At 64.4% G+C, this 25766-nt stretch carries 23 protein-coding genes; 4 read left to right on the top strand and 19 right to left on the bottom strand.

What is annotated here, in order from left to right; genetic code table 11:
- Position 1 precedes the first annotated feature (1 nt).
- The 3 genes from IQ24_RS18680 to IQ24_RS18670 are packed head-to-tail and all read right to left on the bottom strand — an operon-like array spanning position 2 to position 3443.
- On the bottom strand, positions 2-712 hold the full coding sequence (locus tag IQ24_RS18680; protein WP_145399832.1) for a sulfite exporter TauE/SafE family protein: 711 nt from the start codon (positions 710-712) through the stop codon (positions 2-4).
- Complete coding sequence (locus tag IQ24_RS18675; RefSeq protein ID WP_145399830.1) at positions 709-2106, bottom strand: amidohydrolase family protein; 1398 nt, start codon at positions 2104-2106, stop codon at positions 709-711. The genes IQ24_RS18680 and IQ24_RS18675 overlap by 4 nt, the downstream gene beginning before the upstream one ends.
- Complete coding sequence (locus IQ24_RS18670) at positions 2106-3443, bottom strand: uracil-xanthine permease family protein (protein WP_145399828.1); 1338 nt, start codon at positions 3441-3443, stop codon at positions 2106-2108. The genes IQ24_RS18675 and IQ24_RS18670 overlap by 1 nt, the downstream gene beginning before the upstream one ends.
- A 151-nt stretch (positions 3444-3594) precedes the next feature.
- On the opposite strand from IQ24_RS18670, the gene IQ24_RS18665 reads away from it, so the two are divergent.
- From IQ24_RS18665 to IQ24_RS18655, 3 genes are all read left to right on the top strand, one after another.
- Positions 3595-4599: a LacI family DNA-binding transcriptional regulator gene (locus tag IQ24_RS18665; RefSeq protein ID WP_145399826.1), complete on the top strand. Its 1005-nt coding sequence runs from the start codon at positions 3595-3597 to the stop codon at positions 4597-4599.
- A gap of 95 nt (positions 4600-4694) precedes the next feature.
- Positions 4695-5231 carry an RNA polymerase sigma factor gene (locus tag IQ24_RS18660; protein WP_145399894.1) on the top strand — a complete coding sequence of 179 codons (537 nt, stop codon included), beginning with the start codon at positions 4695-4697 and terminating at the stop codon, positions 5229-5231.
- Positions 5232-5332: 101 nt separating this feature from the next.
- On the top strand, positions 5333-7276 hold the full coding sequence (locus tag IQ24_RS18655; RefSeq protein ID WP_422386291.1) for a vWA domain-containing protein: 1944 nt from the start codon (positions 5333-5335) through the stop codon (positions 7274-7276).
- A 57-nt stretch (positions 7277-7333) separates the two neighbouring features.
- On the opposite strand, the gene IQ24_RS18650 is transcribed toward IQ24_RS18655, so the two are convergent.
- Genes IQ24_RS18650 through IQ24_RS18620 form a run of 7 tightly spaced genes read right to left on the bottom strand, consistent with a single transcriptional unit; the run spans position 7334 to position 15446 of the window.
- A complete protein-coding gene (locus tag IQ24_RS18650; RefSeq protein ID WP_145399822.1) occupies positions 7334-8098 on the bottom strand; it encodes an SDR family NAD(P)-dependent oxidoreductase in 765 nt (254 codons plus the stop codon).
- Between the two features lie 4 nt (positions 8099-8102).
- Positions 8103-8927, bottom strand: a complete 825-nt coding sequence (locus IQ24_RS18645) for a PCC domain-containing protein (protein ID WP_242008338.1) — start codon at positions 8925-8927, stop codon at positions 8103-8105.
- Positions 8924-10531, bottom strand: coding sequence for an acyl-CoA synthetase (locus IQ24_RS18640; protein WP_145399820.1), 1608 nt, complete (start codon positions 10529-10531; stop codon positions 8924-8926). The genes IQ24_RS18645 and IQ24_RS18640 overlap by 4 nt, the downstream gene beginning before the upstream one ends.
- Positions 10528-11697 (bottom strand): acetyl-CoA acetyltransferase, encoded by a 1170-nt coding sequence (locus IQ24_RS18635; RefSeq protein ID WP_145399819.1) that lies wholly within the window; start codon positions 11695-11697, stop codon positions 10528-10530. Before IQ24_RS18635 ends, IQ24_RS18640 begins: the two co-directional genes overlap by 4 nt.
- Positions 11694-12515: an IclR family transcriptional regulator gene (locus IQ24_RS18630; RefSeq protein ID WP_145399817.1), complete on the bottom strand. Its 822-nt coding sequence runs from the start codon at positions 12513-12515 to the stop codon at positions 11694-11696. Before IQ24_RS18630 ends, IQ24_RS18635 begins: the two co-directional genes overlap by 4 nt.
- Positions 12516-12527: 12 nt before the next feature.
- Entirely contained in the window at positions 12528-13544 is a 1017-nt protein-coding gene (locus IQ24_RS18625; protein ID WP_145399815.1) for a TRAP transporter substrate-binding protein, read from the bottom strand.
- 24 nt (positions 13545-13568) lie between these two features.
- Positions 13569-15446 carry a TRAP transporter large permease gene (locus IQ24_RS18620; protein ID WP_145399813.1) on the bottom strand — a complete coding sequence of 626 codons (1878 nt, stop codon included), beginning with the start codon at positions 15444-15446 and terminating at the stop codon, positions 13569-13571.
- Positions 15447-15769: 323 nt separating this feature from the next.
- Between IQ24_RS18620 and IQ24_RS18615 the strand changes: the two genes are divergently transcribed.
- Positions 15770-17077 (top strand): DVUA0089 family protein, encoded by a 1308-nt coding sequence (locus tag IQ24_RS18615; protein ID WP_145399811.1) that lies wholly within the window; start codon positions 15770-15772, stop codon positions 17075-17077.
- Positions 17078-17149: 72 nt separating this feature from the next.
- Here the strand turns inward: IQ24_RS18615 and IQ24_RS18610 are convergent, their stop codons facing one another.
- The 9 genes from IQ24_RS18610 to IQ24_RS18570 form a co-directional block, all read right to left on the bottom strand.
- Positions 17150-18481: a glutamine synthetase family protein gene (locus IQ24_RS18610; RefSeq protein ID WP_145399809.1), complete on the bottom strand. Its 1332-nt coding sequence runs from the start codon at positions 18479-18481 to the stop codon at positions 17150-17152.
- 3 nt (positions 18482-18484) lie between these two features.
- Complete coding sequence (locus tag IQ24_RS18605; RefSeq protein ID WP_145399807.1) at positions 18485-19312, bottom strand: ABC transporter permease; 828 nt, start codon at positions 19310-19312, stop codon at positions 18485-18487.
- Positions 19309-20187, bottom strand: a complete 879-nt coding sequence (locus IQ24_RS18600) for an ABC transporter permease (RefSeq protein WP_145399805.1) — start codon at positions 20185-20187, stop codon at positions 19309-19311. The genes IQ24_RS18605 and IQ24_RS18600 overlap by 4 nt, the downstream gene beginning before the upstream one ends.
- Positions 20188-20234: 47 nt before the next feature.
- On the bottom strand, positions 20235-20966 hold the full coding sequence (locus IQ24_RS18595) for a transporter substrate-binding domain-containing protein (RefSeq protein ID WP_145399803.1): 732 nt from the start codon (positions 20964-20966) through the stop codon (positions 20235-20237).
- A 52-nt stretch (positions 20967-21018) separates the two neighbouring features.
- Complete coding sequence (locus IQ24_RS18590; protein ID WP_145399801.1) at positions 21019-21828, bottom strand: ABC transporter ATP-binding protein; 810 nt, start codon at positions 21826-21828, stop codon at positions 21019-21021.
- 80 nt (positions 21829-21908) lie between these two features.
- Positions 21909-22364, bottom strand: a complete 456-nt coding sequence (locus tag IQ24_RS18585; RefSeq protein WP_145399800.1) for a tellurite resistance TerB family protein — start codon at positions 22362-22364, stop codon at positions 21909-21911.
- 153 nt (positions 22365-22517) lie between these two features.
- The gene (ppk2, locus tag IQ24_RS18580; RefSeq protein WP_145399798.1) at positions 22518-23423 is read right to left on the bottom strand and encodes a polyphosphate kinase 2; all 906 of its coding nucleotides are present in this window, start codon (positions 23421-23423) and stop codon (positions 22518-22520) included.
- Positions 23424-23520: 97 nt separating this feature from the next.
- Positions 23521-23970 carry a hypothetical protein gene (locus tag IQ24_RS18575; protein ID WP_145399797.1) on the bottom strand — a complete coding sequence of 150 codons (450 nt, stop codon included), beginning with the start codon at positions 23968-23970 and terminating at the stop codon, positions 23521-23523.
- A 66-nt stretch (positions 23971-24036) separates the two neighbouring features.
- The gene (locus IQ24_RS18570) at positions 24037-25683 is read right to left on the bottom strand and encodes a CTP synthase (protein WP_145399795.1); all 1647 of its coding nucleotides are present in this window, start codon (positions 25681-25683) and stop codon (positions 24037-24039) included.
- Positions 25684-25766: the final 83 nt, after the last annotated feature.

Below are 25766 nucleotides of genomic sequence, written 5' to 3'. Positions count from 1 at the left end.
ACTACCCTTTCAACATCAGGATCACACCACTCGCGATCGAGAAAATCAGCACCGCCATACGCAGGGCCGGGCCGTTGATGCGGGCATGCGACAGGCGCGACAGCACGGTTCCAACCAGCGTCGCCGGGATCAGATAGGCAGCGGCGGTGATCTGCGCGGCGTGAACTGCGCCCGAGATGGCGAGGATGACCAGCGAGATCACCTCGCCCGCCAGAAAGCAGAGCGCGACGGTCGAACGCAGCACCGGCCCCGCAGCATGTTGATATAGCAGTGCGAGCGGGGGACCGCCGATTCCCGTTGCGGTCTCGGTGACGCCGGTGAACAGGCCGATGCCAAGCGCCGAGCCTTTGGTAGGGTTGAAGGGCGGCGCCATCAGCGCAATCAGCGCGGCAAGGACAGTGAACAGACCGACCGCGACCTCTAGCTGGCGTAGGGACAGGGCGACCAGAACCCACATGCCCAGAAAGGTTCCGAAGAAGCGGCCGACCATGATCCAGCTTGCGCCGGGCCAATCCGTCGCCTCGCGTTCGCGGAAGAAGACCAGAAAGTTCAAGGGCAGCATCAGGATCAGCAGAGCCACCGGCAGATAGGACGGCGCGACGAAGGCGAAGATCGGCGCCATGATCAGGGCGAAGCCGATGCCGACGCTGCCCTGGATAAAGGCGGACAGGCCAACGGCCAGAGACAGGCCGAGGAAGGTCAGAATGGTCATTTCACACGTGCTTCAAGGATGGAATCGGCGGTTGGATGAACGCGGTGGATCGGCGCATTGGCAATGGCCTTGGCGCTGGTCTCGCGGATCTCCTGCATCAGGGCGCGGGCGTCCCAATCGACCGGCCAGCCCTGCAGCAGCCGCAACTGCCCATTGGTAAAGACCGCGTCGATCTGGTCGCGGTTGCCATAGCGCACCAACTCCCATGTCAGATCATGCGAGGGGGTGAATTCGGGCCGGTCCAGATCGATCAGCAGGAAATCTGCGGCAAGGCCCGGCGCAATCCGGCCCGTGACGCCACCAAGCCCGCTCGCATCGGCGGCCATGCTGGTCGCGGCCTCCAGCCACAACCAGCCGCCTCCGCAAGAGCCGTCGCCCGAAGCCAGCCCATAGCCCGCGCGCTGCAGGCTTTCGCCCGCATCCATCAGCCGGAACCCATCGGCGCGGGTGCCGTCGGTGCCAAGCCCGAAACGGATCCCCATGCTCGCCATTTGCAGCGCGGGCGCGATGGCATTGCCCTTCCAGACCGAGGCGACGGGGTTATAGGCGACCGCCGTTCCGGTCTCGGCCAGGATCTTCAGCTCGGAAGGCGTCACCAGCGTCGAATGGGCGATCAGCACCTGCGGGCCAAGCGCGCCGATATGGGCCAGATGTTCCAGCGGACGGCGGCCATTCGCGACCAGCGAGCGTTCGACCGCAACCAGATGCTCGTTCACATGGGTCTGGAAGATCGCCCCGGCATCCGCGCACATTTGCAAAACATCGCGCAGCATTTCATCCGAGCCGACCTCGGGGATCGAGATCGCGAGGGATGGATGGATCAGCGGGTCCGAGGCATAGGCGGCCAGATGGGCGGCCGCGATGCGCAGGATCTCGGCCCGGTCCGGCACCACAGCCGCGCCGCCAAGATCGTTGCAGATCTGTCCGACCACCAGCCGCAGTCCGGTCTGACGCGCGGCATCGACCAGCATCCCGATATGGCCAGCCGAGCGCGTGCCCGCATCGACCGCCGAGGTAAAGCCGCCGCGCAGACATTCCAGCGCGGCAAGCTGGGACGAGAGGCCGACCATATGCGCATCCAGACTGCCCTCCAGCGGAACCCAGATGCGGCGAAAGATCTCGGAGGGCTCGCCGAAGACCAGCGACTTCCCCAAAGATTGCGTTAGATGGGTATGGGTGTCGATGAAGCCGGGCATCAGCAGATGCTCGGGCAGGTCGATGACCGGCAGGTCGGGGTGGCGGGCGGTCAGATCCTCCGCCGCGCCGATCTCGGCGAATTTACCCGCGCGGATCAGGACGGCCAGCCCCGGTTGCGGGCCGCTCTCGACGAACAGGCGGCCGGGCCGGAAGATGACATCGCCCTTCAGATTGCGAAGCGGATCAAGATTGGCCATCAGGCGGTTTCCTTCTGGGATTGGGTGGAGCCGCCGAATTGGAACATCGCATTGACGATGGCGGCGGTGATGGTGCCCATGGCAAGCCCGTTTCCAAGGATCATCTGCGACCATTGCGGAAACTGGCTGTAAATGCCGGGCACAAGGATCGGCATCAGACCCATCGCCAGCCCCGAGGCCAGCGTGAACATGGCCGCATGGCTGCGCAGATCGACCCTCGACAGCAGGTTGATGCCGATGACGCCGATGATTGCGAAGACGATGACCGCCGTGCCGCCGACGACCGAACCGGGCAGTAGGCTCGAAAGCCGCGAGACGGGGGCAATCAGCGCGATCAGGATCAGGATGACCCCGGCCATGGCCGTGACATAGCGCGAGCGCACCCCGGTCGCGCGAACGATGCCGACATTTTCGCCCGAGGTGATGATCAGCGACGTCCCGAACATCCCGCCAAGCAGCGAGATCACCGCATCGCCCCGGATGGTCGCGGGCACGATCGCCTGCGCATCGCCCTTGCGGCCCACGATTTCAGCGGTGGCGATGGTCTGTCCGGTCGCCTCGGCCATGGAGATGATCGAGAAGACGATCAAAGGCAGCGAGGCGATGATATCGAATTTCGGCATGCCGAAGGGGAAGAGATGCGGGACGGCGATTAGCGGCCCGTCCATCACGCCTGCCAGCTCGACCCGACCCAAAAGCGCGGCCAGAACCGTTCCCGCGATCAGACCCAGCATGACCGAGATCCGCTGCATGGTTCCGGTAAAGACGCGCGAAAAGACCACCGTCAGGATGATGGTGGCCAGCGCCAGCAAGGTGTTGACCGGATCGGCAAAGCCCGGCGTATCTGGCCGTCCGGTGATCGTACCGCCATAAACCTTGATCAGGTTGACCGAGACCAAAAGCAGCATCGTCCCCACAACAATCGGCGGGAAGAACCGCAAGAGCCTGCGAAAGACCGGCAGCGCCAGCAGATAGAAGATCGCGGTCATGATCACCGCGCCAACAGCGGTCTGCACATCGGTCTGCGTGGCAATCGCGAGGAAAATCGCAATCGGCGCGCCGCCCGGCACCATGATGAAGGGCAGCCGTGCGCCAAACCCTCCGGGGCCGAAGCTTTGCAGGATCGAGCCGATCCCGCAGACGAGGAACGTCGCGCTGATGATCGAGACGGTCATGGCGCTGTCGAAGCCAAGCGTCTGCGCGACCAGAAAGACCGCCGTGATCGGCGAGGCGGCCATGACCAGCACATGCTGAAGCCCATAGAGCACCAGCTTTTGCAGCGGCAGCTTTTCGTCAACCGGGTCGTAGGGGGTCAATTCGGCATTGGGTGAATTCATGGCTGTTTCCCTGTCAGGAGGTGGGTCGTCTGCTTATGCAAATCGTTTTGTTATTGGTTTGCGTAGCACGAAGATCGATTCGTGCAAATCGTTTTGTCAGCGCCACGCAAATCGGTTAGTCTGGGCAAAAGATGTTGAAAGCGGTGGGGAAATGGGCAAGCCGACAATCTCTGACGTGGCCAAGGCGGCAGGTCTGTCGGTGACGACGGTGTCGCATGCTTTCAGCGGCCGACGTCACGTCGATCCCGCCACCCGCGAACGCATCCATGCGATTGCGCAGGAGTTGGGCTATCACCCCAGCAGCGTCGCGCAGCAATTGCGCAGCGGTCGGACTGGGACCATCGCGCTTGCCTCCTCGATGCCTTTTGCGGTGGCGGCCGGTCCCTCGCGGCTTGGCTTTCTGATGGAGATCGCGGCCTCCGCTGCCATGGCCGCTTTCAGCCGCGACATTGCGCTTTGTCTGATCCCGCCGCAGCCCTCGCCCGCGAACCTGAACCAGATGGGCTTCGACGGCGTCATTCTGGTCGAGCCCGAACGCGATGACCCACTGGTCCGCCATTTCGAGGCGCGACGCACCCCGGTCGTGACCATCGGCAAAGTGCCAGAGCGCGAGGATATTCCGGCGATTGACCTGTATTCGGCGGAGGGGACGCGGCTTCTCCTCGACCATTTGTGGGAGAATGGCGCACGGCAGATCGCGCTCCTGACCGGAGCGAGTGAGCGGACGAGCCATCTTGAGGCACGCCGCATCTATGCCGAATTTGCCGCGACGCAGGGCTTTTCCCCGCAGGCCCTGCTGCTTGACGAGGCGAAGGGCGAGGGTGGGGCGAAAGAGCTTGTCACCCACCTGCTGCGCGACCACCCCGAGATCAACGGGCTGCTGGTTCCGGTCGATGCCTTCGCCTCTGGTGCGGTGGCCGCGGCGAAGGACCTTGGGAAATCCATTCCCGGAGAGCTGTCGATTGCGACGCGCTACGACGGGCTTCGGGCCAAGCTCTCGGAGCCGCCCCTGACGGCTTTGGACCTGCACCTCTCGCAACTGGCCGAGGCGGCAGTTGCGCTGCTGCTGGCGCATATCGAGGGCGCGCCGGGGGTGACTCCCGTGCCCGTCCCAAGCCTTGTGCCAAGGCGCTCGTCCCTACGCCGCGAGGGCTGAGGTCCGCCCCGCTCCCCTCCACCAGCTTGTGAAAAAAATATGCGCTGCTATCCAAGGAACCGGCGCGTGGCTGCGTCATATTGATCGTGATGCAGATGACAGTCTCGGATGAAGCGCTGGCAATGGCTGCGGCAGGCGGCGACCGGGCGGCCTATGCCGACCTGGTCGAGCGGCATTATGACCGCATTTTCGCGCTCTGCTGGCGCCTGACCGGGCAGCAATCCGAGGCCGAGGATCTGACCCAGGACATCTTTGCCGCGCTGCCCGCGAAGCTGCGCGGCTGGCGGAACGACGCGCGGCTGACAACCTGGCTTTACCGGGTCGCGGTCAACGCGGCCCATGACCGGCGCAGGCGCGCTGCGACCCATGCGAAGGCCGCGCTTGGCTGGGGCGATTGGGAGAAGGCGAGGCAGGCCGACATCGCCGCCGAGGCCGAAGGCCAGGACTGGTTGCAGGGCGCGATGGCGAGCCTTTCGGAGGAGTTGCGCGACACCGTCGCCCTGATCCTGGGAGAGGGCCTGTCACAGGCCGAGGCGGCCGAGGTGCTGGGCCTCTCCGAGGGCACCGTCGCCTGGCGCATGTCCGAAGTGAAGAAAAAGCTCCGTGCTGTCGCGCAGGAGGAGACAAGATGACCACCGATCCGAAGGACGAACTCGACCGCCTGTCCCGTGCCCTGCGCGAGCGGGCCCCCAAGCCCGATCCGGCGGCGAAACGCGCGGCTCTGGCACGGTCGATGGAAAATTTTGACCGGCTTGCCAAGGAAACCGACAGCCAGATGCGTCCCAGTCAGGACCGCCCCCCGAAACGGGCGGGTTTTCTGACAGGAGTTCGTCACATGTTTTCCTATCTGACCAGCAAGCAGGCTTTGGCCGTCACCACCTCGGCGGCGGCGCTCTGCATCGGCCTGTTCATTGTCCTACCGCAACAGCAGTTCGGGACCGTGCCCGCGCCCGTCGAGCAGGCCCCCGCGCCGATGCCGCAGCCCCCGGTGGGCGCGAGCGATGAGATCGCGCGGTCTGAGCCTGCGCCGATGGCGGAAGTTGCGCCTGCGCCGGCGGCAGGCGCGCCCGCGGCCCGTGCAAAGGAAACGCGGCGGCTAGCCACGCCGCAAGCTGCCCAGCCCCAGATGATGGCGGAAGGGGCGATGGCCGATATGGCGGTCGGCAATATGGTCGCGCCCTCCGCCGCTCCGGCCGATATGATCGACCTGCCGTTCCCGCCCGCGACCGACAGCGAAGCCTTCGCCAATGAGGACGCGAACCCGGTGAAGGTGACGGCGGAAGAGCCGGTCTCGACCTTCTCGGCGGATATCGACACGGCGTCTTATGCGGTGGTGCGCGACAGCCTGATGTCGGGCCGCCTGCCGCCCGCCGAGGCTGTCCGCATCGAGGAAATGGTGAACTATTTCCCCTATGGCTATCCCGCGCCTGGCCCGCAGGATGCCGCGCCCTTCAAGGCCTCGGTCGAGGTCATGCCGACGCCCTGGAATGCCGGGACGCAGCTGGTGCGGATCGGGCTGCAGGGGCGGATGCCCGCGATTGCGGACCGCCCGGCGCTGAACCTGGTGTTTCTGATCGACACCTCGGGCTCGATGCAGGATGCCGACAAGCTGCCACTGCTGAAGCAATCGCTGCGCATGATGCTGGGCCAGCTGCGTCCCGAAGATCAGGTGGCGATTGTCGCCTATGCGGGATCGGCGGGTGAGGTTCTGCCGCCGACCCATGCCTCCGACAGCGCGAAGATCCTGCAGGCGCTGGACCGGCTGGACGCGGGCGGCTCGACCAACGGGGCAGAGGGGCTGGAGCTGGCCTATCGCACCGCCGAAAGCATGACCGCCGAGGGCGAGGTTTCGCGCATCCTGCTGGCGACGGATGGCGATTTCAACGTCGGCATCTCGGACCCGAAGGGGCTTGAGGATTATATCGCGCGCAAGCGGAAAGCGGGCACCTATCTGTCGGTTCTGGGCTTCGGGCGTGGCAATCTGGACGATGCCACGATGCAGGCGCTGGCGCAGAAGGGGAACGGGCAGGCGGCCTATATCGACACGCTGCAAGAGGCGCAGAAGGTGCTGGTCGACCAGTTGTCGGGCGCGCTGTTCCCGATTGCCGATGATGTGAAGCTGCAGGTCGAATGGAACCCTGCCAAGGTCGCCGAATATCGCCTGATCGGCTATGAGACGCGGGCCCTGCGGCGCGAGGATTTCAACAATGACAAGGTCGACGCGGGCGAGCTGGGTGCGGGTCACTCGGTCACCGCGCTTTACGAGGTCACGGCACCGGACAGCCCGGCGCTTCTGAACGACAACCTGCGCTATCAGTCAGCTGGGCAGGCGGCCAAGGGGGCAAGCGAGGAGTTGGGCTTCCTGCGCATGCGCTACAAGGCTCCGGGCGAGGGTGCGTCGCAACTGCTCGAGACGCCGATCCTTGCAGGTGGGGCCGCCGATGATGACGCGCGCTTTGCAGCGGCGATTGCCGGGTTCGGCCAGCTGCTGACGGGCGCGACCTATCTGGGCGACTGGGGCTGGGATGATGCCATTGCGCTGGCGCAATCGGGCAAGGGGGCGGACCCCTTCGGCTATCGCGCTGAAGCGATTTCGCTGATGCGGCTGGCCGAAAGCCTTGAGGCGGGCGGGGCTACCGCCACGCCGCAGACCCCGGTGCCGGATGATCTGAGATAGAAAGGCGCTGCAGGTGAAACCTCTGCCCGCCACAGAAGACCGTGGCGGGCAGGGCACTTATTTCAGATCATCGCCCCGGCGCATCGCGGGCAGGCCAACGCCGGTCGCGTCGAAACCGCCATCTGCCGCCAGCGTCTGGCCGGAGATGAAGCTGGCCTTGTCGCTGCAGAGAAACACCACCGCCTCGGCAATCTCACGCGCCTCGCCATAGCGGTTGAGCGGGATCGCGTCGTAATAGGCGCTGATGATTTCCGGCGCGTGGACGGCCATCGCGAGCTTCGTGCGCACAGGCCCGGGGGCCACGCAGTTGACGCGAATGCCCAGCTCACCCAGTTCCGCGGCGAATTGCTTGGTCAGGTGGATCACCGCCGCTTTCGAGGTGCCATAGGCCACGCGCAGGGTCGAGGCGCGCAGGCCGGAGATCGAGGCGATGTTGACGATCGCGCCCTTGGTTTTCGCCAGTTCCTCGGTCGCGGCTTGGGTGCAGAGGAACACGCCATCAAGGTTCGTGGCCATGACCTCGCGCCACGCCTCGAAACTGGTCTGGCTCGTGCGGGAAAACAGCGCGACGCCTGCATTGTTGACCAGCGCGTCGATGCGCCCGAAGGCGTCGGTAACTTCAGCCACCATGCGGTCGACCTGTGCGGGGTCCGAGATATCGGCTTCGACCGCCAGCACGTTTTCCATGCCGGATGCGACTTTGTGCAACTCCTCGGTGTCGCGGTCGACCATGGCGACGCGCCAGCCCTGTTCGAGGAAGATCTCGGTTGAGGCAAGCCCGATGCCGCGGCATCCGCCGGTGACGATGGCGACTTTGTTCATCTGCTCAGTCCTTGGGTTCGATGAGAAGTTCAAGCGTCACGCCGACCGGGTTCGCGCCCTTGGTCAGCGTGCCAAATGCAATGGTGCCGTCGATATCGACGACATCGATGGGGATATGCGCCGCGCCATCTGTCAGGCGCGCGGCGTTGAAACGCAGTTCCGTCGCGAGGCAATCCATGCGGTGCCCTTCGGCGAAATGAATATGGTCGATGCTGCCAACCGCATGCAGCGCGGCGTTCCGAATGCCATGCGCGGCGGCGATGGTTTCAATCGCGGTCACCACATCCTCGCCCGGCAGGATGCGGACGAAGAGCGCGGGGCCGTCGTCGCCGCCTTCGGGAGTGAAGAGGGTGAAGGCGGTCTCCGCGTCGGGAAGTGCTTCAAACCACGTTCCGGCAGAACCAAGGCCCGAAACCTCGGCATCCTCCGCAATCACCGCATCAAGGGGCAGCAGGTGGCCCATCCAATCCGCCCCGCCATCGGACCAGATGCCATGGCAATGCAGGAAGGTCGCGCCGTCCTTTTGACCAATCGAGGCAGAGGAATTGCGGATGGTCCAGCGGCCCTCCGGCGCGTGCGTCTCCGAATACCAAGCGGCGTGCAGGCCATCCGTAGACAGCGCGGGCAGCACGAAGCGCATCGGATCACAGGTCACGCCGTCAAGGCTGAGCGTCCCGCCCTTGCAGCCATGCGCCGCGAAAAGCGCCGTCACCGCCTGCATCACCGTCTGGCCCGCGCGCAATGTGCCGGTGACGGGGATCAGCCTGGCGCGCCGCACCTGAGCGCGTTCCGCCGCGCGGGGGCCGGGATGGATCATGCCGCGCTTCACGCCGAGACGCCTTCGCCGATCAGCCCGCGCGCTTCCAGCTCCTCGCGGATCATCTTCTTGGTGATCTTGCCGTAAGCCGATTTCGGCAGCGCGTCCCAGAAGATCACCCGCTTCGGCATCTTGTAGCGCGAGAGTTTGCCCTCAAGGAACGCCAGCACCTCGGCCTCGGTCACGCCTTGGCCGACGCAGACGGCCCAGCCAATCTCGCCCCAGAGGGGGTCGGGGACGCCAAGGATCGCGACCTCGGTGATGGCGGGATGGGTCAGCAGCTTTTCCTCGATTTCGCGCGGGTAAACGTTCGAGCCGCCCGAGATATACATGTCGGATTCGCGGCCCGTGATGAACAGAAAGCCCTGCTCGTCCATATGCCCAAGGTCGCCGGTGCGGAACCAGCCGTTGCGGAAGGATTTCGCATTGGCGGTGGGGTTCTGGTAGTAGCCCGCGAAGACCGCGGGGCCGATACAGCAGATCTCGCCGGTCTGGCCGGGGGGAAGCTCGGCCCCCTGATCGTCCTGAATCTGCACCTCGATCCCCGTGCGCGCAAAGCCGCAGGTGCCAAGCCGGACCGTTGGGCTGTCGTCCGCGTCGTGCATATACGCAGGCAAAACCGTGATATTGCCGGTGCATTCGCCAAGGCCGAAATATTGGACCAGCACCTTGCCAAGCGTCCGCAGCGCCTTTTGCTGATCGACCCGGTACATCGGCGCGCCCGCATAGATGATATAGCGCAGTGAGGAATGATCGGCAATCGCGGTCGAGGGATGCTCGACCAGCAGCTTCACGATGGTCGGCACCGTGAACATGGTCGAGACGCGCCATTCGCGGATCAGATCCCAGACCTCGGCCACGTCGAAACGCTCGGAGGGCAGCAGCACGGTTTTCACGCCGCGCGCGATCTGCGTCAGCTGGTGGACGCCCGCGCCATGCGACAGAGGGGCGACGACCAGCGAGGCGTCGTCCGAGGTCAGGCCGGGCATCAGATCGGCCAGATGATTGGTGACGACGAAGGCCATCTGGCCATGCGTCAGGACGGAAGCCTTAGGCCGCCCGGTCGTGCCCGAGGTGAAGAAGAACCAGCAGGGATCGTCACGATCCACCGCCGCGACGGTCGGACGGTTGCCCATGGTTTCAGCGGTGATTGCTTCAACCGAGGGGCCGAAATCGGCCTCACCGAAGGACAGGATTGTTTCCAGATCGGGACATTCCGCCTTGCAGGCCGCCGCGTGGCCGGGGAAGGCCGCATTACAAATCATCAGCTTCGCGCCCGAGGATTGGGTCAGGTAAACCACCTCCTCCGGCGTCTGGCGGAAGTTCGCAGGCACCCACACCGCGCCGACGCGCCAGACGGCGAACATCGCCTGCATCATCTCAAGACAGTTCTGCGACTGACACATCGCCCGGTCGCCCTTTTGCAGGCCAAAGCGGGTCTGCAGGGCATGGGCCAGCGCGTCGGTGCGCGCCTCGAACTCGGCCCAAGTCCAGCGAGTCTCGCCCATGACAAGGGCAATCGCATCAGGCTCGCGCCGGGCGATCTGCGTCAGGAAGGTGGCAAGGTTCATCACCCGGGTCGAAACCGGGGCAAGGCCGCCTTTGGGGTCGGTCATTTCAGGCGCTCCAGAATCGAGCAATAGCTGGCGACGGCCGCCCCGCCCATGTTGAAGACGCCGCCGAGGTTCGCGTTCGCCACCTGCATCTCGCCGGCCTCGCCCGCCAATTGCATCGCGACCATGACGTGCTGTGACACGCCGGTCGCGCCGATGGGATGGCCGCGCGATTTCAGCCCACCCGAGGGGTTGACCGGCAGCGCACCGTCAAAGCGGGTCACGCCGTCGCGGATCGCGCGCCAGCCTTCGCCCTGCGCGGCAAGGCCCATGGCTTCGTATTCGATCATCTCGGCGGTGGTGAAGCAGTCATGGGTTTCGACCAGCGACAGGTCCATGATGCCAAGCCCGGCCTGATCCAGCGCGCTGGCCCAAGCGCGGCGCGGGCCGTCGAAGGCGATGGGATCGCGGCGCGACAGGGCGAGGAAATCGCCCGCCTGCGCGCGGGCGCGGAAGCGGATGGCGCGCTTCAGATCCTCGGCAACCTCGGGCGCGGCCAGCACAATCGCCGCCGCCCCGTCCGACACCAGCGAGCAATCGGTGCGCCGCAGAGGGCCTGCGACCAGCGGGTTCTTCTCGGACGGCGTGTTGCAGAAAGTGAAGTCGAAGGGCTTTTGCATATGCGCCAACGGGTTGCGCATGCCGTTTTCGTGGTTCTTGGCGGCGATCATCGCGAGTTCTTCGGATTTGTCGCCGTAACGCTGGAAATAGGTATCGGTGATGCGGCCAAAGACGCCTGCGAAACCGCCGGGAATCTCGCCTTCTTCGGGGAAGTAGCTTGCGGACAGAAGGATGTCGCCGACCTGATCGCCCGGCGTCGCGGTCATCTTCTCGGCCCCGATCACCAGCGCGATCTTGCCCCGCCCCGAGGCGATGAAATCCGCCGCCGCATAAAGCGCGGCCGAGCCGGTGGCGCAAGCGTTTTCGGTCCGCAGGAAGGGCACGCCTGCGAGTTCCGGCGTGCCCATCGCGACCAGCGCGCCCTGAAAGTCCTGACGCGTAAAACCGTTATTGTAGACACCAACGAAGATGCCATCGACATCACCCGCGTCAACGCCCGCATGATCCAGCGCCGGACGCGCGACCTCGGCCATTAGGGCCAGCGTATCGGGGGCCTCGGATTTGCCGAATTTGGTATGGGCCCAGCCAACGATCAGGGGGTCGGTCATGTCCTTCTCCGTTCAGGGGTGCGGCCGAGTGCGGCCAATTGGGTTTCGATCAGCGCCACCTCGCGGCGCAAAAGGGCGATGAGGTCGGCGCGGCGGTCGTCCTGCATGCGGTTTTCAATCGCGGCGATGGAAAGCGCGCCCGCGGGGCGGCCATCGGGCCAGAGAATCGCGATGCCCAAGCCCCACGACCCCGGCACGATCCGGCCCCGGTTCAGGGCAAAACCATCGCGGCGGGCCTGCGCCTCATCCTCGACCAGCGCCTCGGTCAGTTCCGGCATCAGATGGGCGACACGCTGGCGCAGCTCCTGCGCCTCGGATGGCGGCAGGGCTGCGAGGATCGCCATGGCCCCCGCGCCGACGCCCGCAGGCTTGCGGTCGCCCTTCATCAGGGCATGGGTGCGGACCGGAAAACTGCCCTCGATCCGTTCGAGGCACAGCGTATGGTCATCCTGCGGTGCGGTCAGCAGGACGGTGTCATGCGTCACCTCGGCCAGTCGCAGCATTGAAGGCCGGGCATGGTGCAGGATGCCGTGACGTTCGGCGGCAAAGGTGCCGAGCAGATAGGTTTCCGGCCCCAGATGATAGCGGCGCGAGACCGGGTCCTGATCGACCAGCCGGGCCGAAACCAGCGCCAGCAGCAGACGCCGCGCGGTCGGGCGTGCGACCCCCGCATCATCAGCAAGCTGGGCAAGGCCGATTCCTTCGGACCCTGCCCGGCCCACCAGCGACAGGATCGACAGCGCCCGCCCAACCGCCTGCGAGCCGCCCGGTCCTTTCGGTCCGGGCGGCGCAGCGGCGATTTGGGGGGCGGCGATCACGATGCGGGCCGATCAGACGAGCGTGCGGCCGATGGCGGTTTCCAGAATGGCCCATGCCTCGTCGCCATAGGTCTTCTTCCATTCGGCGTAGAAACCTGCCTCGCGCAGCTTGTCCTCAAACGGCTTCGGTTCGACGTCGTTGAAGACGAAGCCTTCCTTTTCAAGCTCTGCCTTCAGGGTGCCGTTCAGCGCCATGACATCGGCGCGCTGATCCATCGCCGAGGCGTTGAAGTGCTTGGCGACAACCGCCTGCGCATCCTCGGGCAGCGCGGCCCATGCGCGGCGGTTGCCGAGCAGCCAGAAGCCGTCCCACATGTGGTTGGTCATCGACAGATACTTCTGCACCTCCCACATCTTCGCGACCTTCATGATCGCGAGCGGGTTTTCCTGACCGTCGACAATGCCGGTCTGCAGCGCGGTATAAACCTCGGCGAAGTTGATCGAAGCGGGCGCGGCACCAAAGGCCGAGAACATCGAGGTCCAGAGCGGGCTGACGGGCACGCGGATCTTGAAGCCTTCGAAATCCTTGGGCGTGGTGATCGGGTGCTTCGAGGACGTGGTCTGGCGATAGCCGTTGTCCCAGATCTTCTCCATCACGACCAGACCCGCGCCTTCGATCTGGCCGCGCGCATAGGCGCCAAGATCGCCGTCCATCGCCTTCCAGACCGTGTCGTAATCGGGGAAGGCAAAGCCGATGCCGCTGATCGAGGCATTCGGGACCAGCGTCGACAGGATCACCGGCGAAAGCTGGAAGAACTCGACCCCGCCCGACCGCAGCTGGCCCAGCACATCGGTATCCGCGCCCAACTGGTTCGACGGGAAGATCTGGATGTCGACGCTGCCCGAGGTTTCTTCAAGGATGCGCTTCACGGCTTCGGCCAGACGCACATTGCTCGGGTGTTCGAGCGGCTGGTTGTTCGCGATCTTATAGCTGAACTCGGCCGCGCGGGCCGCGCCCGGACGGATGAAGGGCGCAGCCAGCGCGCCAGCGGCGGCACCAAGCAGGATATTGCGACGGTTGATGAGCATGGGTTTCCTCCTCCCAGGTTATATTTACAGAAGCGCGGTCGAGAACCACGGCACGGCGGCAATCGCCAGAAGCCCGACCATCAGCGCGGCGAGATAAGGCCAGATCTTCGCCATCACCTGTTCTGCCGGGACATTGGCGATCTTGCAGGCGATGTAGAAGCCGATGCCGATGGGGGGTGCCATCAGGCCGATATTCATCGCGGTGACGATGACCATGGCGTAATGGATGTCATGAATGCCAAGCCCACGCGCGATGGGGAACATGATCGGTGCGAGCAGGACGATGGCGGGCAGGCCCTCAAGGATGCAGCCAAGGATCAGGAAGATCACGATCGAGGCGAGCATGAAGACCAGCCAGCCGCCCGGCAGACCGGTCACAAGGTTCATCAGATCGCGCGCAAAGCCCGATTGCGTCAGGGCCCATGCCATCGATGAGGCCGCACCGAGGATCAGCAGGATCGCCCCCGACATCGCGGCGGTTTCGACCAGCATCGTGCCCATTTTGCGCAGCGGGATGCCGCCATAAAGCACGATGCCGATGATGAAGGCGTAAAGGACGGCGATGGTCGAAACCTCGGTCGCGGTGGCGACGCCGCTGGCGACGAGGCTGCGGATCATGAAGGGCAGGACCAGCGCGGGTATCGCGATGACGGCGGCTTTGAGGATCAGCGGCAGGGTTGCGCGCTTCACCCCGCTCATGTCTTCCTTGCGGGCCTTCCAGCGCGCAAGGATCGCGAGCATCACCAGCAGCACCATCGCAATCGCGAAGCCGCTGGTGAACAGGCCCGCAATCGACACCCCCGCGACCGAACCGAGTACGATCAGCACGATGGACGGCGGCACGGTATCGGCCATCGCGGCCCCGGTCGCCAGCAGCGCGGTCATCTCGGACGGGGAATGCCCACGGCGGCGCATTTCCGGGAACAGCGCGGGGGCGACGGTCGCCATGTCCGAGACTTTCGACCCCGAAATCCCCGACACGAGGAACATCGAGCCCAAGAGCACATAGCTCATCCCCGCTTTCACATGGCCAAACAGCGAGGCGAGGAAGTTGACTATGGCCTTGCCCATGCCGGTCGCATCCAGAATGCAGCCCAAGAGGACGAAGACCGGCACCGACAGCAGGATCAGCGAGGACATGCCCTCATCAATCCGGCCCATCATCACGAAGATCGGGGCGTTGCTGGCGAAGGTCAGATAGGCCAGCGTGCCGAGCGCAAAGCAGAAGGCGATGGGCACACCGATGGCGAGCAGCGCCATGACGAGGAAACCGAGGAAGATCGGCAGGTTCCAGTTCCCGATGCTGAGAAGGCTTGGGCGCAGGAACCACAGCGCCGCGACGATCAGACCGGCCACGACAAGCGTCCCGATAATCGCGCCCCATTCGCGGGTGCGGATCACTGACAAGACCGTCAGAAGCGCCATCAGCGCCATGCCCGCAGGCAGGGCCGAGGCGCGCCAGGACATCGGGATACCAAGCGCGGGCGAGGTGACGAAGCTTTCCTCATAGGCGTATTCGACGGCGACGGGCAAAAGCCGCAGCAGCAACACGCTGACCAGAACGCCGCCCGCGACCTCGGCGATCTTGGCGAGGCGCGGCGGCATCATCGGCAGGAAGATCGTCAACTTCATATGCTCGTGCCGGTCGACAGCCAAAGCCGCGCCCAGCATCGCCATCCAGATGAAACTCATCGAGGCGACCTCATCCCCCCAGATCAGGGGTTTGTGCAGGACGTATCGGAAGAAGACATTGGCAAGCACGGTGATGATCATCGCCAGCAGAAGGCCCGCGGCGACGATCTCGACCGGGCGCATCCATCGCTCGGCGCGCTTGGGTTCGGCCAAAGCCTCGATCCCGCCAAGCGCCAGTTCGGCACCGGGTTGCGACTCGTTGAGTTGCATCGTCCTTCCCCCCTGTCAGCCGGGCTCTTCCCAGCCCTTTCCCCGCTCCACATTGTGGATGGCGGGGCGAATTTCCGGGATACAGAGTTCCACGAAAATATAGGCATTCTGCAAGGGAAAATTGCGTTTCGGCATCAATTTTGCAGAAAGATCGGCAAATAGTTTCACATAATGGAATGACCTAATGCCTGGAACAAAACCCTGACCAACCGTGCTGACGTCATGTAAATTACAGAATTATCCGATACTTCTGGCCGATGCGCATTGCAGCGCGGGCAAGGTGGTGCGAAGCTTTGCCAACTTGTTTCAAGGAGCCTGTGTTCATGTCCCTAAGCCGCCTGACCGGCCTGACCCTTTCCGTCGCACTCGCCTCGGCCATCCCGGCTGCGGCGCAGGAGACGACTGCCGAAACCCAGCCCACGGAAGCGGCTGAGGCCAATACCGCCGGTGCGGAATGCGGTGCCGATATCGCGCCCTGGATCCGCGAGTCGAATGTCGAATCGAACATCTCGCAGGTGGAAGGGCCGCTGGGCACGATGATCTCGACCGGCGCGACGGGGCGTCTGGTGGGCTTCCATGTGAGTGAGGACGGGCAGTTCGTCCGCCTTGAGGCCGAATCCGTCGGCAGCGGCGACCCGGTGCTGACGCTGCTGGACGGCAGCGGCTCGGTGCTGGCGGAAAACGACGACGCGGGGGACACGCTGTCGTCGCGCATCGAGACGACGCTGGCGGCGGGCGACTACTGCCTGCGCGTGACGAACTACGATTCCAACAGCGTGCAGATGGGCATTCAGATCGGCCATCAGGACGATCCGCCGCTGTTCGAGGTCTCCAGCACCAGCACGGGCGGGGGCAGCAGCTCGATGGCCTGCACGGCTGATACCGAGGCGCGTCAGCTGACCGAGGGCGCATTGGACGCGGCGGTTGCTGCGGGCGATGTGGCGCTGTCGGTTCCGGCCAATGGCGTCAACTACTTGCGGTTCGAACTGGCCGAGCCGACCGAACTGACGCTGCGCGCCGCATCCCCTTCGCTGGACCCGACCGCCACCTTGTTCGACGCGCAGGGCAATATCGTTGCCCAGAATGACGATGCGGATGGCACGAACTCGCGCATGGATTTCCCCTCGGCGCTGCCGGCGGGCATCTATTGCATGGGCGTGTCCACCTATGACGGCGGCACGCAGGAAGGTGAGATCCGGGTCTCGGCCAGCAAGCTGGACCTCGAAAGCTATCTGGCGGGCTCTTATCGCCGGGGCGAGCTGGTCCCGCCGCTGGGTGGCAGCTTCCCGGTGCGAGAGCTGAACCTGGCCGAGGTGAAGCAAGAGGTCGCGCTTCTGGGTGGCCAGGCGCAGTGGTACAGCTTCGAGGTCGCCACGCCGACCGTGGTCATCGTCGAGGCCTTTGGCTCGCTGCTGGGGGTTGATCCGAAGCTGGCGCTCTTCTCGGGCAACGGGCAGGCCGTGGCCGATAACGACGATTACAACAACAGCAACGATGCCCGTCTGGGCCCGGTCCTGCTGGCCCCGGGGCGCTACAGCATGGCGCTGACCGATGTGAACCAGACCGACCAGCCCGGCGCCGCCGTGCGTCCGGTGATGCTAAGCTTCGAGCGTTTCCTGCGCGCCGAATAAGCGGCGCCTGAGGCTGAAGCATAGAAAAGCCCGCCGGTTCTGGCGGGCTTTTTCATGCGTGCTGACCTGATCTCAGACCGTGTCGAGATAAAGCTCGATCGTCTCATCATCCGAAAGCTCGGCCATGTAATGCAACTCCTGCCGCTTGGTCATGACGAAATTCTCGACCAGATGGGCGGGGAAGATGCGGGCAATCTCGGGCGAGGTGGCGAAGGCGTCGATGGCCTCGCGCCATGTCGCGGGAAGCTGCGCCAGGCCCTGCTCATAGGCGTTGCCGCGAATGGCGGGGGGCGGTTCGATCCCGTCCTCGATCCCGTTCAGCGCGGCCCCCAGAATGGCGGCGACGGTCAGATAGGGGTTCACGTCGCCCCCGGCCACGCGATGTTCGATCCGGCGAGCCTTCGGCCCTGACGAGGGGATGCGGATGGCCGAGGTGCGGTTTTCATAGGCCCAGCCGATGCCGGTGGGCGCATGGGCATTCGGGACCAGCCGGTCATAGCTGTTCTCGTGCGGGGCGAACAGCAGCGTCGAGCCGGGCATCGCCGCAAGACAGCCCTGCACCGCATGGCGCAGCCGGGCCGAGCCTTCCTCGCTGCCATCGTCGAAGATGTTCTGCCCGTCACGGTCGAGGATCGAGAAATGCATATGCATGCCCGAGCCGTTCCATTCGTTATAGGGCTTGGCCATGAACGATCCGGCAAAGCCGTATTGCCGCGCCAGGCCCTTGACCAGCAGCTTGAAGAGCCACGCGTCATCCGCCGCCTTCAGCGGATCGTCCTGATGCATCATGTTGATCTCGAACTGGCCCGGCGCGGCCTCCGAGATAGCGGTGTCGGCGGGAATGTCCATCGCCTCGCAGGCGTCGTAAAGCGCGGTGAAGAACCGGTCGAAGGCGTCAAGTGCGCGCAGGCTGAGCGTCTCGGCCCCGGTGCGGCGCTTGCCCGAGCGCGGGCTGGGAGGCACGCGCAGCTGGCCGCCGGAATCGTCGATCAGGAAGAATTCCAGCTCGGTCGCGACGACGGGGGTCAGCCCGGCCGCCTTGTAGCGGTCATAGACGCGGGCCAGCGCCTGACGCGGGTCGCCGTCATAGGGGCTCCCGTCGGTGTGAAACATCCAAAGCGGCAGCAGTGCGGTCGGCGCGTCCAGCCAGGGCATCGGCATGAAGCCCCGCTCGGTCGGCAGCAGCAACCCATCAGGGTCGCCCGATTGAAAGACCAGCGGGCTGTCTTCGACATCCTCGCCCCAGATGTCCATGTTCAGGACCGAATAGGGGAACTTCGTGCCCTCGGACAGCAGCTTGTCGGCGAAGCGCGCGGGCACGCGCTTGCCGCGCGCGACGCCGTTCAGATCTGCCGCCGCCACGCGGATCGTCTTCACTTCGGGATGGTCGCGCAGCCAGTCCATGTGTCACCTGACAAGATTGGGCCGGTAGCGGATCTTCGCTGCCGCGCCGGGCATGTGGCGGTTGAGACGCCGGTTGATGATCCCGAAAAGCCCGATGAGGCACAGGGTCATAATGATGAAATAGACCGCCGCGATGGGGTAGGCCACGAAGGGGTTGAAGGTCTTGTCGGCCAGATAGCTGGCGTAATAAAGCGTATCGCCCTTCTGCTGGAACGCGGGGAAGCCCGAGAAAAAGACCAGCGTTGTCGCATGAAACAGGAAGATCGCCTCATTCGTGTAGGCGGGCCAGGCCAGACGCATGCTGATCGGCCAGACGATGCGGCGAAAGCGCGGCCAGCCGGTCAGGCCATAGGCGTCGGCGGCCTCCAGATCGCCCTTCGGGACGTTGCGCAGCGCGCCGTGAAAGATCTCGGCCGAATAGGCGGCGGTGTTCAGCGTCAGGACCAGAAGCGCCCCGGCCCAGGCCTTGGTCATCCATGAGGTGTGGATGGTCAGCCCGAAAATCTCGAAGCCCGCGCGCGGCAGCATGACCAGTGCCTCATAGGCCAGGAAGAACTGGATAAACAGCGGGCTGCCACGGAACAGGAAGATGAAGGCCTCCGCCGGGCGGCGCAGGAACGGGTTGCGCGAGCCCTTGGCCAGTGCCAGCGCATTGGCAAGGACAAAGCCGAAGCACAGCGCCAGCGTGGCGAAATAGATGTTCCAGATCAGGCCCGAGCCGATCAGCACGACCTGTTCGCACAGCGTGAAGTCGCTGCGGGGCAACATCCGCTCGCCCAGACCGATGGAGCGCAGGGCATAGTTCTGGATGGTCTCGATGCACTGGTTCATGCCGGGGCCTTTCGCATCGCCTCACCGGCGGCGGTGGCCTGACCCGAGGACAGGCGGCGCCGGATGCGGGCGAAGACACGCTCGGACCCCCAGGTCATCAGCAGATAGAACACCAAAATCCCCAGGAAATAGTAAAGCCGCCAGTCGGGATGCGGATAGGCATAGGCATTGGTCTTTGACGAGCCCAGCTCGCGCGCCCAATAGACGATATCCTCGACCCCCAGGACGAACAGCAGGGGCGTGGCCTTGATCAGGATCATCCACAGGTTCGACAGGCCCGGCAGCGCATAGGTCCACATCTGCGGGATCAGGATGCGGCGGTTCACCTGCCGGGGCGACATGCCGTAGGCTTCGGCCGTTTCCAGCTGGGCGCGGGGCACGGCATTCATCGCGCCGTAAAGCACATTCGCCGCGAAGGCCCCGAACACGACCGAAAACGCGATGACTGCCAGCGTGATGCCATAGGCCTGATGGATCCATTCCGGCGCGGTTGAAAGCGGCAGTTTGGCAGCCGGGCAGACCAGAAACTCATTGCCCTGCCGGATCGGGACCGAGGGGTCGCAATAGACCTTGGCGCGCAGCCATTCGAACGCCTGATCCAGCGCAATCGGCACGAACAGGAAGAAGATGATGTCCGGCACGCCCCGCACCATCGAGGTGTAGATGCGCCCGAACCAGCGCAGCGGCGCAAAGCGCGAGCGCGAGGCCATGGCACCGCCGAAGCCAAACAAAAGCGCCACCGGCGCGGTGATCAGCAAAAGCAGGATGACCGTGCCGAAGGACAGATAAAAGAGCCGATGGGCGCCCGACGTGAGATAACACGACAGCCATTCCAGCCCTTCGAGCGACTTGGGATCAGCGCAGTAAGCGAACATCGGGCACCTGCTGGCCCCGCCCGGAAACGGACGGGGCAAGTTTCATGTCAGAACTGCAGGGCGTCTTCGCCGAACCACTTCTTCGACAGCGTGTTCAGCGTGCCATCGTCTTTCATCGACTTGATGGCGGCGTCGAACTTGTCCTTCAGCTCGGTGTCGGACTGGCGCACGGCCATGCCGATGCCATCGCCCAGCGGGATGTCATCCTTGCCCTCGACCCAGACCATGGCACCGCCCGACTGCTCGACGATCGGAACGAGGAAGTCCTTGTCGGCAAAGACGGCCTCGGCCTCACCGTTGCGGACCGCGCCAACGGCTTCGTCGGGGGTGGCGAATTCCAGCAGCGTCGCGCCGCTTTCGGCCACATGGGCCGCCTGAATGGTGTTGGTCTGCGCCGCGACGACGCCCGCCTCGACATTGGTGTCGGCGGTAGGGGCCGCATAGGCCGAGGGGTTCGGCGGGTAATAGGCCTGCGTGAAGGACACGGCCTTCTTGCGTTCCTCGGTGATGCTCATGCCCGCCATGATCGCATCATAGTTCGACGAAACCAGGTTCGGGATGATCGAATCCCAGTCGTTCTTGACCCAGGTGCATTCCAGCTGGGCGCGCTTGCACAGCTCATTGCCCAGCTCGACCTCGAACCCGTCGACCTGACCGGTTTGGTCATTGACGAGGTTGTAGGGAGGGTAGGCGCCCTCGGTGGCGATGCGCACGGGTGCGGCCATGGCGGCGCCGCTGGTCAGGGCGATTGCGGTGGCGGCGAGGATCAGTTTTTTCATTCTTTGGCTCTCCTGTTGGTCTTCTTCGGGCGGCTTTGGGCCGCGCGGGTTCTTAAGCCTGAGGCGCCATGCTGGCGCTCAGGAATTGGCACAGACGTTCGGTCTTTGGCGCGCCGAAAAGCTGTGCGGGTGGGCCTTGTTCTTCGATCCGGCCCTGATGCAGGAAGACGACGTGATCGCTGACATCGGCGGCCAGCCGCATGTCATGGGTCACCAGCAGCATCGTCCGATGCTCGGCGGCCAGTGCCTTGATGACCTTCACGACCTCCTGCTGCAGTTCGGGGTCAAGCGCGCTGGTGGGCTCATCCAGCAGCAGCGCCTTCGGCTCCATGCAAAGCGCCCGGGCGATGGCCGCGCGCTGTTGCTGGCCCCCCGAAAGCTGTGCGGGCCAGGCGTCGGCCTTGTCGCCGATGCCCACCTTGGCCAGAAGTTCGCGGGCCCGAGGCTCGACCTCGGCCCGGCTGCGGCCAAGCACGGTGACCGGAGCCTCCATCACGTTTTGCAGGACGGTCAGATGGGACCACAGATTGAACTGCTGGAACACCATCGACAGATTGGTGCGCATCCGCGTGACCTGCGCGCGGTCGGCCGCGACCCGACCGGAGGAGGTCTTTTTCCAGCGCACCGGCTCGCCCTCGAACAGGATTTCGCCGGACTGGCTGTCCTCCAGCAGGTTGCAGCAGCGCAGAAGCGTGGATTTGCCCGATCCGGAAGAACCGATCAGGCTGATGACATGGCCGCGCGGGGCGCGCAGGCTGACGCCCTTCAAAACCTCAAGATTCCCGTAGGATTTATAGAGGTCCTGAACCTCGATCACGGATGTCGCATCCGGTGGGGAAAGGGGCGTTTCGGCGTTCGTCATCATGCCGTCATGAGGCGATATTTATGGCGGGAATGCAATGGTTTCGTTGGGTCCCTGCGGGGCCTGCGAACCAGAATGAGCTATTCCAGACCCATGCTGGCCAGCACGCCCTGACGCGCCAGCGCCGAATCGCGATCCGGGATGCCCAGAAGGCCTGCGACCAGACGCACCAGCGTCTCTTCACTGGCCGAGCGCTTGCCATCGGCGTAGACGATTTCCCACATCGCGGCGATGACGCCGATGCGATCCTCCAGCGAGATGCGCTCTTTGATGTGGCGGGTGAAGCGGACGGTATCGGGGGCCTCGGCCTCGATCATCTCGGCTGCGGCGCGGCGCTCGGCGGCCTGCGAGGCGTCCAGATTGCGCCGACGCATCAGCACCTCGTCGATGCGCTGCATCTCGGCCTTGCCATAATGGTCGTCTGCGCGGGCGATGCGCACCAGCAGGGCGGCGATGGCGACTTCGCTATCCTGGCTGTTCAGGGCCGAGGGCTGCGGTTCGTCGGAAAAAAGGCGGCTGAGAAGATTACGGAACATGGGGCGATCATAGATGCGCTGGTGCCATTAACAAGTGAAGAAACTGGTGATCTAGCAAAATTTTCCGGGCAAATCGCGCCCACAGGGTTCCGTAGGGGAAGGGGCGACCTGCAAGGCGGGATGCCCTGCAGGCCGGTCTCGGGCCGTGATGCGTCAGTATTTCTGCGGCACGTAAAGGTCGTGCGGCAGGATCTCGCGCTCATAGTCGGGGTTGAAGATGCGGTCGGGCAGGGCGACCTCTTCATGGGGCACATTCTCGTAGGGGATCTGGTCGAGGAGGTGCGAGATGCAGTTCAGCCGCGCGCGCTTCTTGTCATTGCCGGGGACGATGTACCAGGGCGCTTCGGGGATGTTCGTGCGCTCGAACATCTCTTCCTTGGCATAGGTGTAATCCTCCCAGCGGACGCGGGATTGCAGGTCCATCGGCGACAGTTTCCACTGTTTCAGCGGGTCGTGGATGCGCATGAGAAAGCGCATCTGCTGTTCCTCATCGGTGATCGAGAACCAGTATTTCACCAACCGGATGCCCGAGCGCAGCAGCATGCGTTCGAATTCCGGGACGTCGTCGAAAAACTGCGCGACCTGATCTTCGGTGGCAAAGCCCATCACCCGCTCGACGCCGGCGCGGTTGTACCAGCTGCGGTCAAAGAGGACGATCTCGCCCCCGGCGGGCAGGTGCGGAACGTAGCGCTGGAAATACCATTGCGTCTTTTCGCGGTCCGAGGGCGCGGGCAGGGCGACCACGCGGCAGACGCGCGGGTTCAGACGCTGGGTGATGCGCTTGATCGCGCCGCCCTTTCCGGCGCTGTCGCGGCCCTCGAAAATGACGACGACCTTTTCCTTGTGATAGCTGACCCAGTCCTGCAACCGGATCAGTTCGGACTGAAGCCGCAGCAATTCCCGGAAATAGGTCGCGCGGTCCATCTGATGGGGGTGGCTGCCGCGATAGATGCGGGCGATCTCTTGCGAGAGGACCGCGTCCTCCAGCTCGATCTCGATATCTTCGTCCAGCGTTTCCTGCAGTTCCGCCTGGAACCAATCCTTGGGTGCGTCGTTCATTGCGTCCTGATCTCCTGACGGTTGGCGGCGGTGTAATCCCCGATTGTGACAATGTGGTTAAAGCGGCCCAAAACCGGGCGCGGCCAGCGCATTTTGCCTAGAAAAGGCCCGCGCAGCCCTGAATAATGCCGAAAGCAAAGCCGCCGCCCTGATTGCTCGCGACCGTGCCGCACCAGCGCCCGTCGTTCGAGAACAGGCTTTTCGAGCCGCGCGGGCGATAGGCGACCCGCTTGCCGTTCACGTCGAAGAGGTTCAGCGTGCCGCTGTTGTTGGGCGCGTAATAGCCCAGAACATTGCCCTCGGCGGTGAAGATCAGCCGCTTTTCATTCGCCGGATTGCGTGGCGAATTGGCAAAGCTTGATCCGCTGTTGGCCGAGCTTGCCGAGGAATTCGCCGCAGCATTGGGCGAATTCGCGGCGCGCGCCGGGGCATTCGCGGGCGCACCGGGGCCAAGGTCGAAGGGCAGCTGCGTCTGGTCGATCACGAAGATCGGCGCATCGGCAGCCGCCGGGGTGGCGAGCAGAAAAAGGGCAAGTAGAAGACGCATGGAACCCTCCAACAGGGCCACTATGCGCCAACCGTTCCGTAAGGGCCAGCCCGCCCAAGGCGGGCGTCAGACCAGCCGCTCGGCCTCTTTCGCGGCGCGCACGAAATCGGCGAAAAGCGGCGCGGGGCTGAAGGGTTTCGACTTCAGTTCCGGGTGGAACTGGACGCCGATGAACCAGGGGTGGCCGTCGATCTCGACGATCTCGGGCAGGCGTCCGTCCGGGCTCATCCCCGAGAAGGTCAGCCCGGCCTTTTCCAGCTGGTCCTTGTAGGTCGCGTCGACCTCATAGCGGTGACGGTGGCGATCCTCGATCTCCAGCGCGCCGCCATAGACCTGCGAGATCAGCGTGTCGGGCTTCAGCGAGGCGGTATAGGCGCCCAGACGCATGGTACCGCCCTTGTCGTCGCTGAGCTTGCGCTGGACCTTGTAATTGCCCTGGATCCATTCCTTCAGCAGATAGACCACCGGCGTGAAGCGTTTCTGGCCCGCCTCATGGTCGAACTCTTCCGAGCCCGCGTCGGGAATGCCCGCCATGTTGCGCGCGGCCTCGATCACCGCCATCTGCATGCCCAGACAGATGCCCAGATAGGGCACCTTCTTTTCGCGGGCGTATTTCGCGGCGGAGATCATGCCTTCGGTCCCACGCTCGCCAAAGCCGCCGGGCACCAGAATGCCGCCATAGCCGTCCAGCAGATGCGGGCCTTCGGGGCCTTCCAGCTTCTCGCTGTCGATCCACTCGGCCTTGACGCGGATGCGATTGGCCATGCCGCCATGGGTCAGCGCCTCGGCCACGGATTTATAGGCGTCCTCAAGCTGGGTGTACTTGCCGACGACGGCGATGCGGACCTCGCCCTCGGCGTTCTGCAGCCGGTCCATCACGTCTTCCCAACGGGTCATGTCGGGGCGCGGCGCGGGCGAGATGCCGAAGGCATCCAGCACCGCCTGATCAAGCCCGGCCTTGTGATAGGCCAGCGGCGCTTCATAGATCGTCTTCAGGTCATAGGCCGGGATCACCGCATCGGGGCGGACGTTACAGAAAAGCGCGATCTTGGCGCGTTCCTTTTCCGGAATCGGCTGCTCGCTGCGGCAGACCAGCACGTCGGGCGCAATCCCGATCGAGCGCAGTTCCTTGACCGAGTGCTGCGTGGGCTTCGTCTTCAGCTCACCCGAGGCGGCCATATAGGGCAGCAGCGTCAGATGCATGAAGATGCACTGGCCGCGCGGGCGGTCCTGCGCGAACTGGCGGATCGCCTCGAAGAAGGGCAGGCCCTCGATGTCGCCGACGGTGCCGCCGATCTCGCACAGCATGAAATCGACCTCATCATCGCCGACGGCGAGGAAGTCCTTGATCTCATTGGTGACGTGGGGAATGACCTGAATGGTCTTGCCCAGATAGGCGCCGCGCCGCTCTTTCTCCAGCACGTTCGAATAGATGCGGCCCGAGCTGACGGAGTCGGTCCGGCGGGCGGAAACGCCGGTGAAGCGTTCGTAATGGCCCAGGTCCAGGTCGGTTTCCGCGCCATCGTCGGTGACGAAAACCTCCCCATGTTCGAAGGGCGACATCGTGCCGGGGTCGACGTTCAGATAGGGGTCGAGCTTGCGCAGACGGACCGTATAGCCCCGCGCCTGCAGAAGCGCGCCAAGCGCCGCCGAGGCAAGGCCTTTGCCAAGGGATGAAACCACGCCGCCGGTGATGAAAATGTAACGCGCCATGGAGGCCCCCGTGATGTCTATCTAATAGCTGATCGCGGTCCGAATCTGACCGGTATCACGGGAGTAAACCTATAACGGTTTTT

The sequence above is a fragment of the Paracoccus sulfuroxidans genome, assembly GCF_007830335.1.
Classification (GTDB): domain Bacteria; phylum Pseudomonadota; class Alphaproteobacteria; order Rhodobacterales; family Rhodobacteraceae; genus Paracoccus; species Paracoccus sulfuroxidans.
This window is presented reverse-complemented; position numbering and strand designations above follow the sequence as displayed.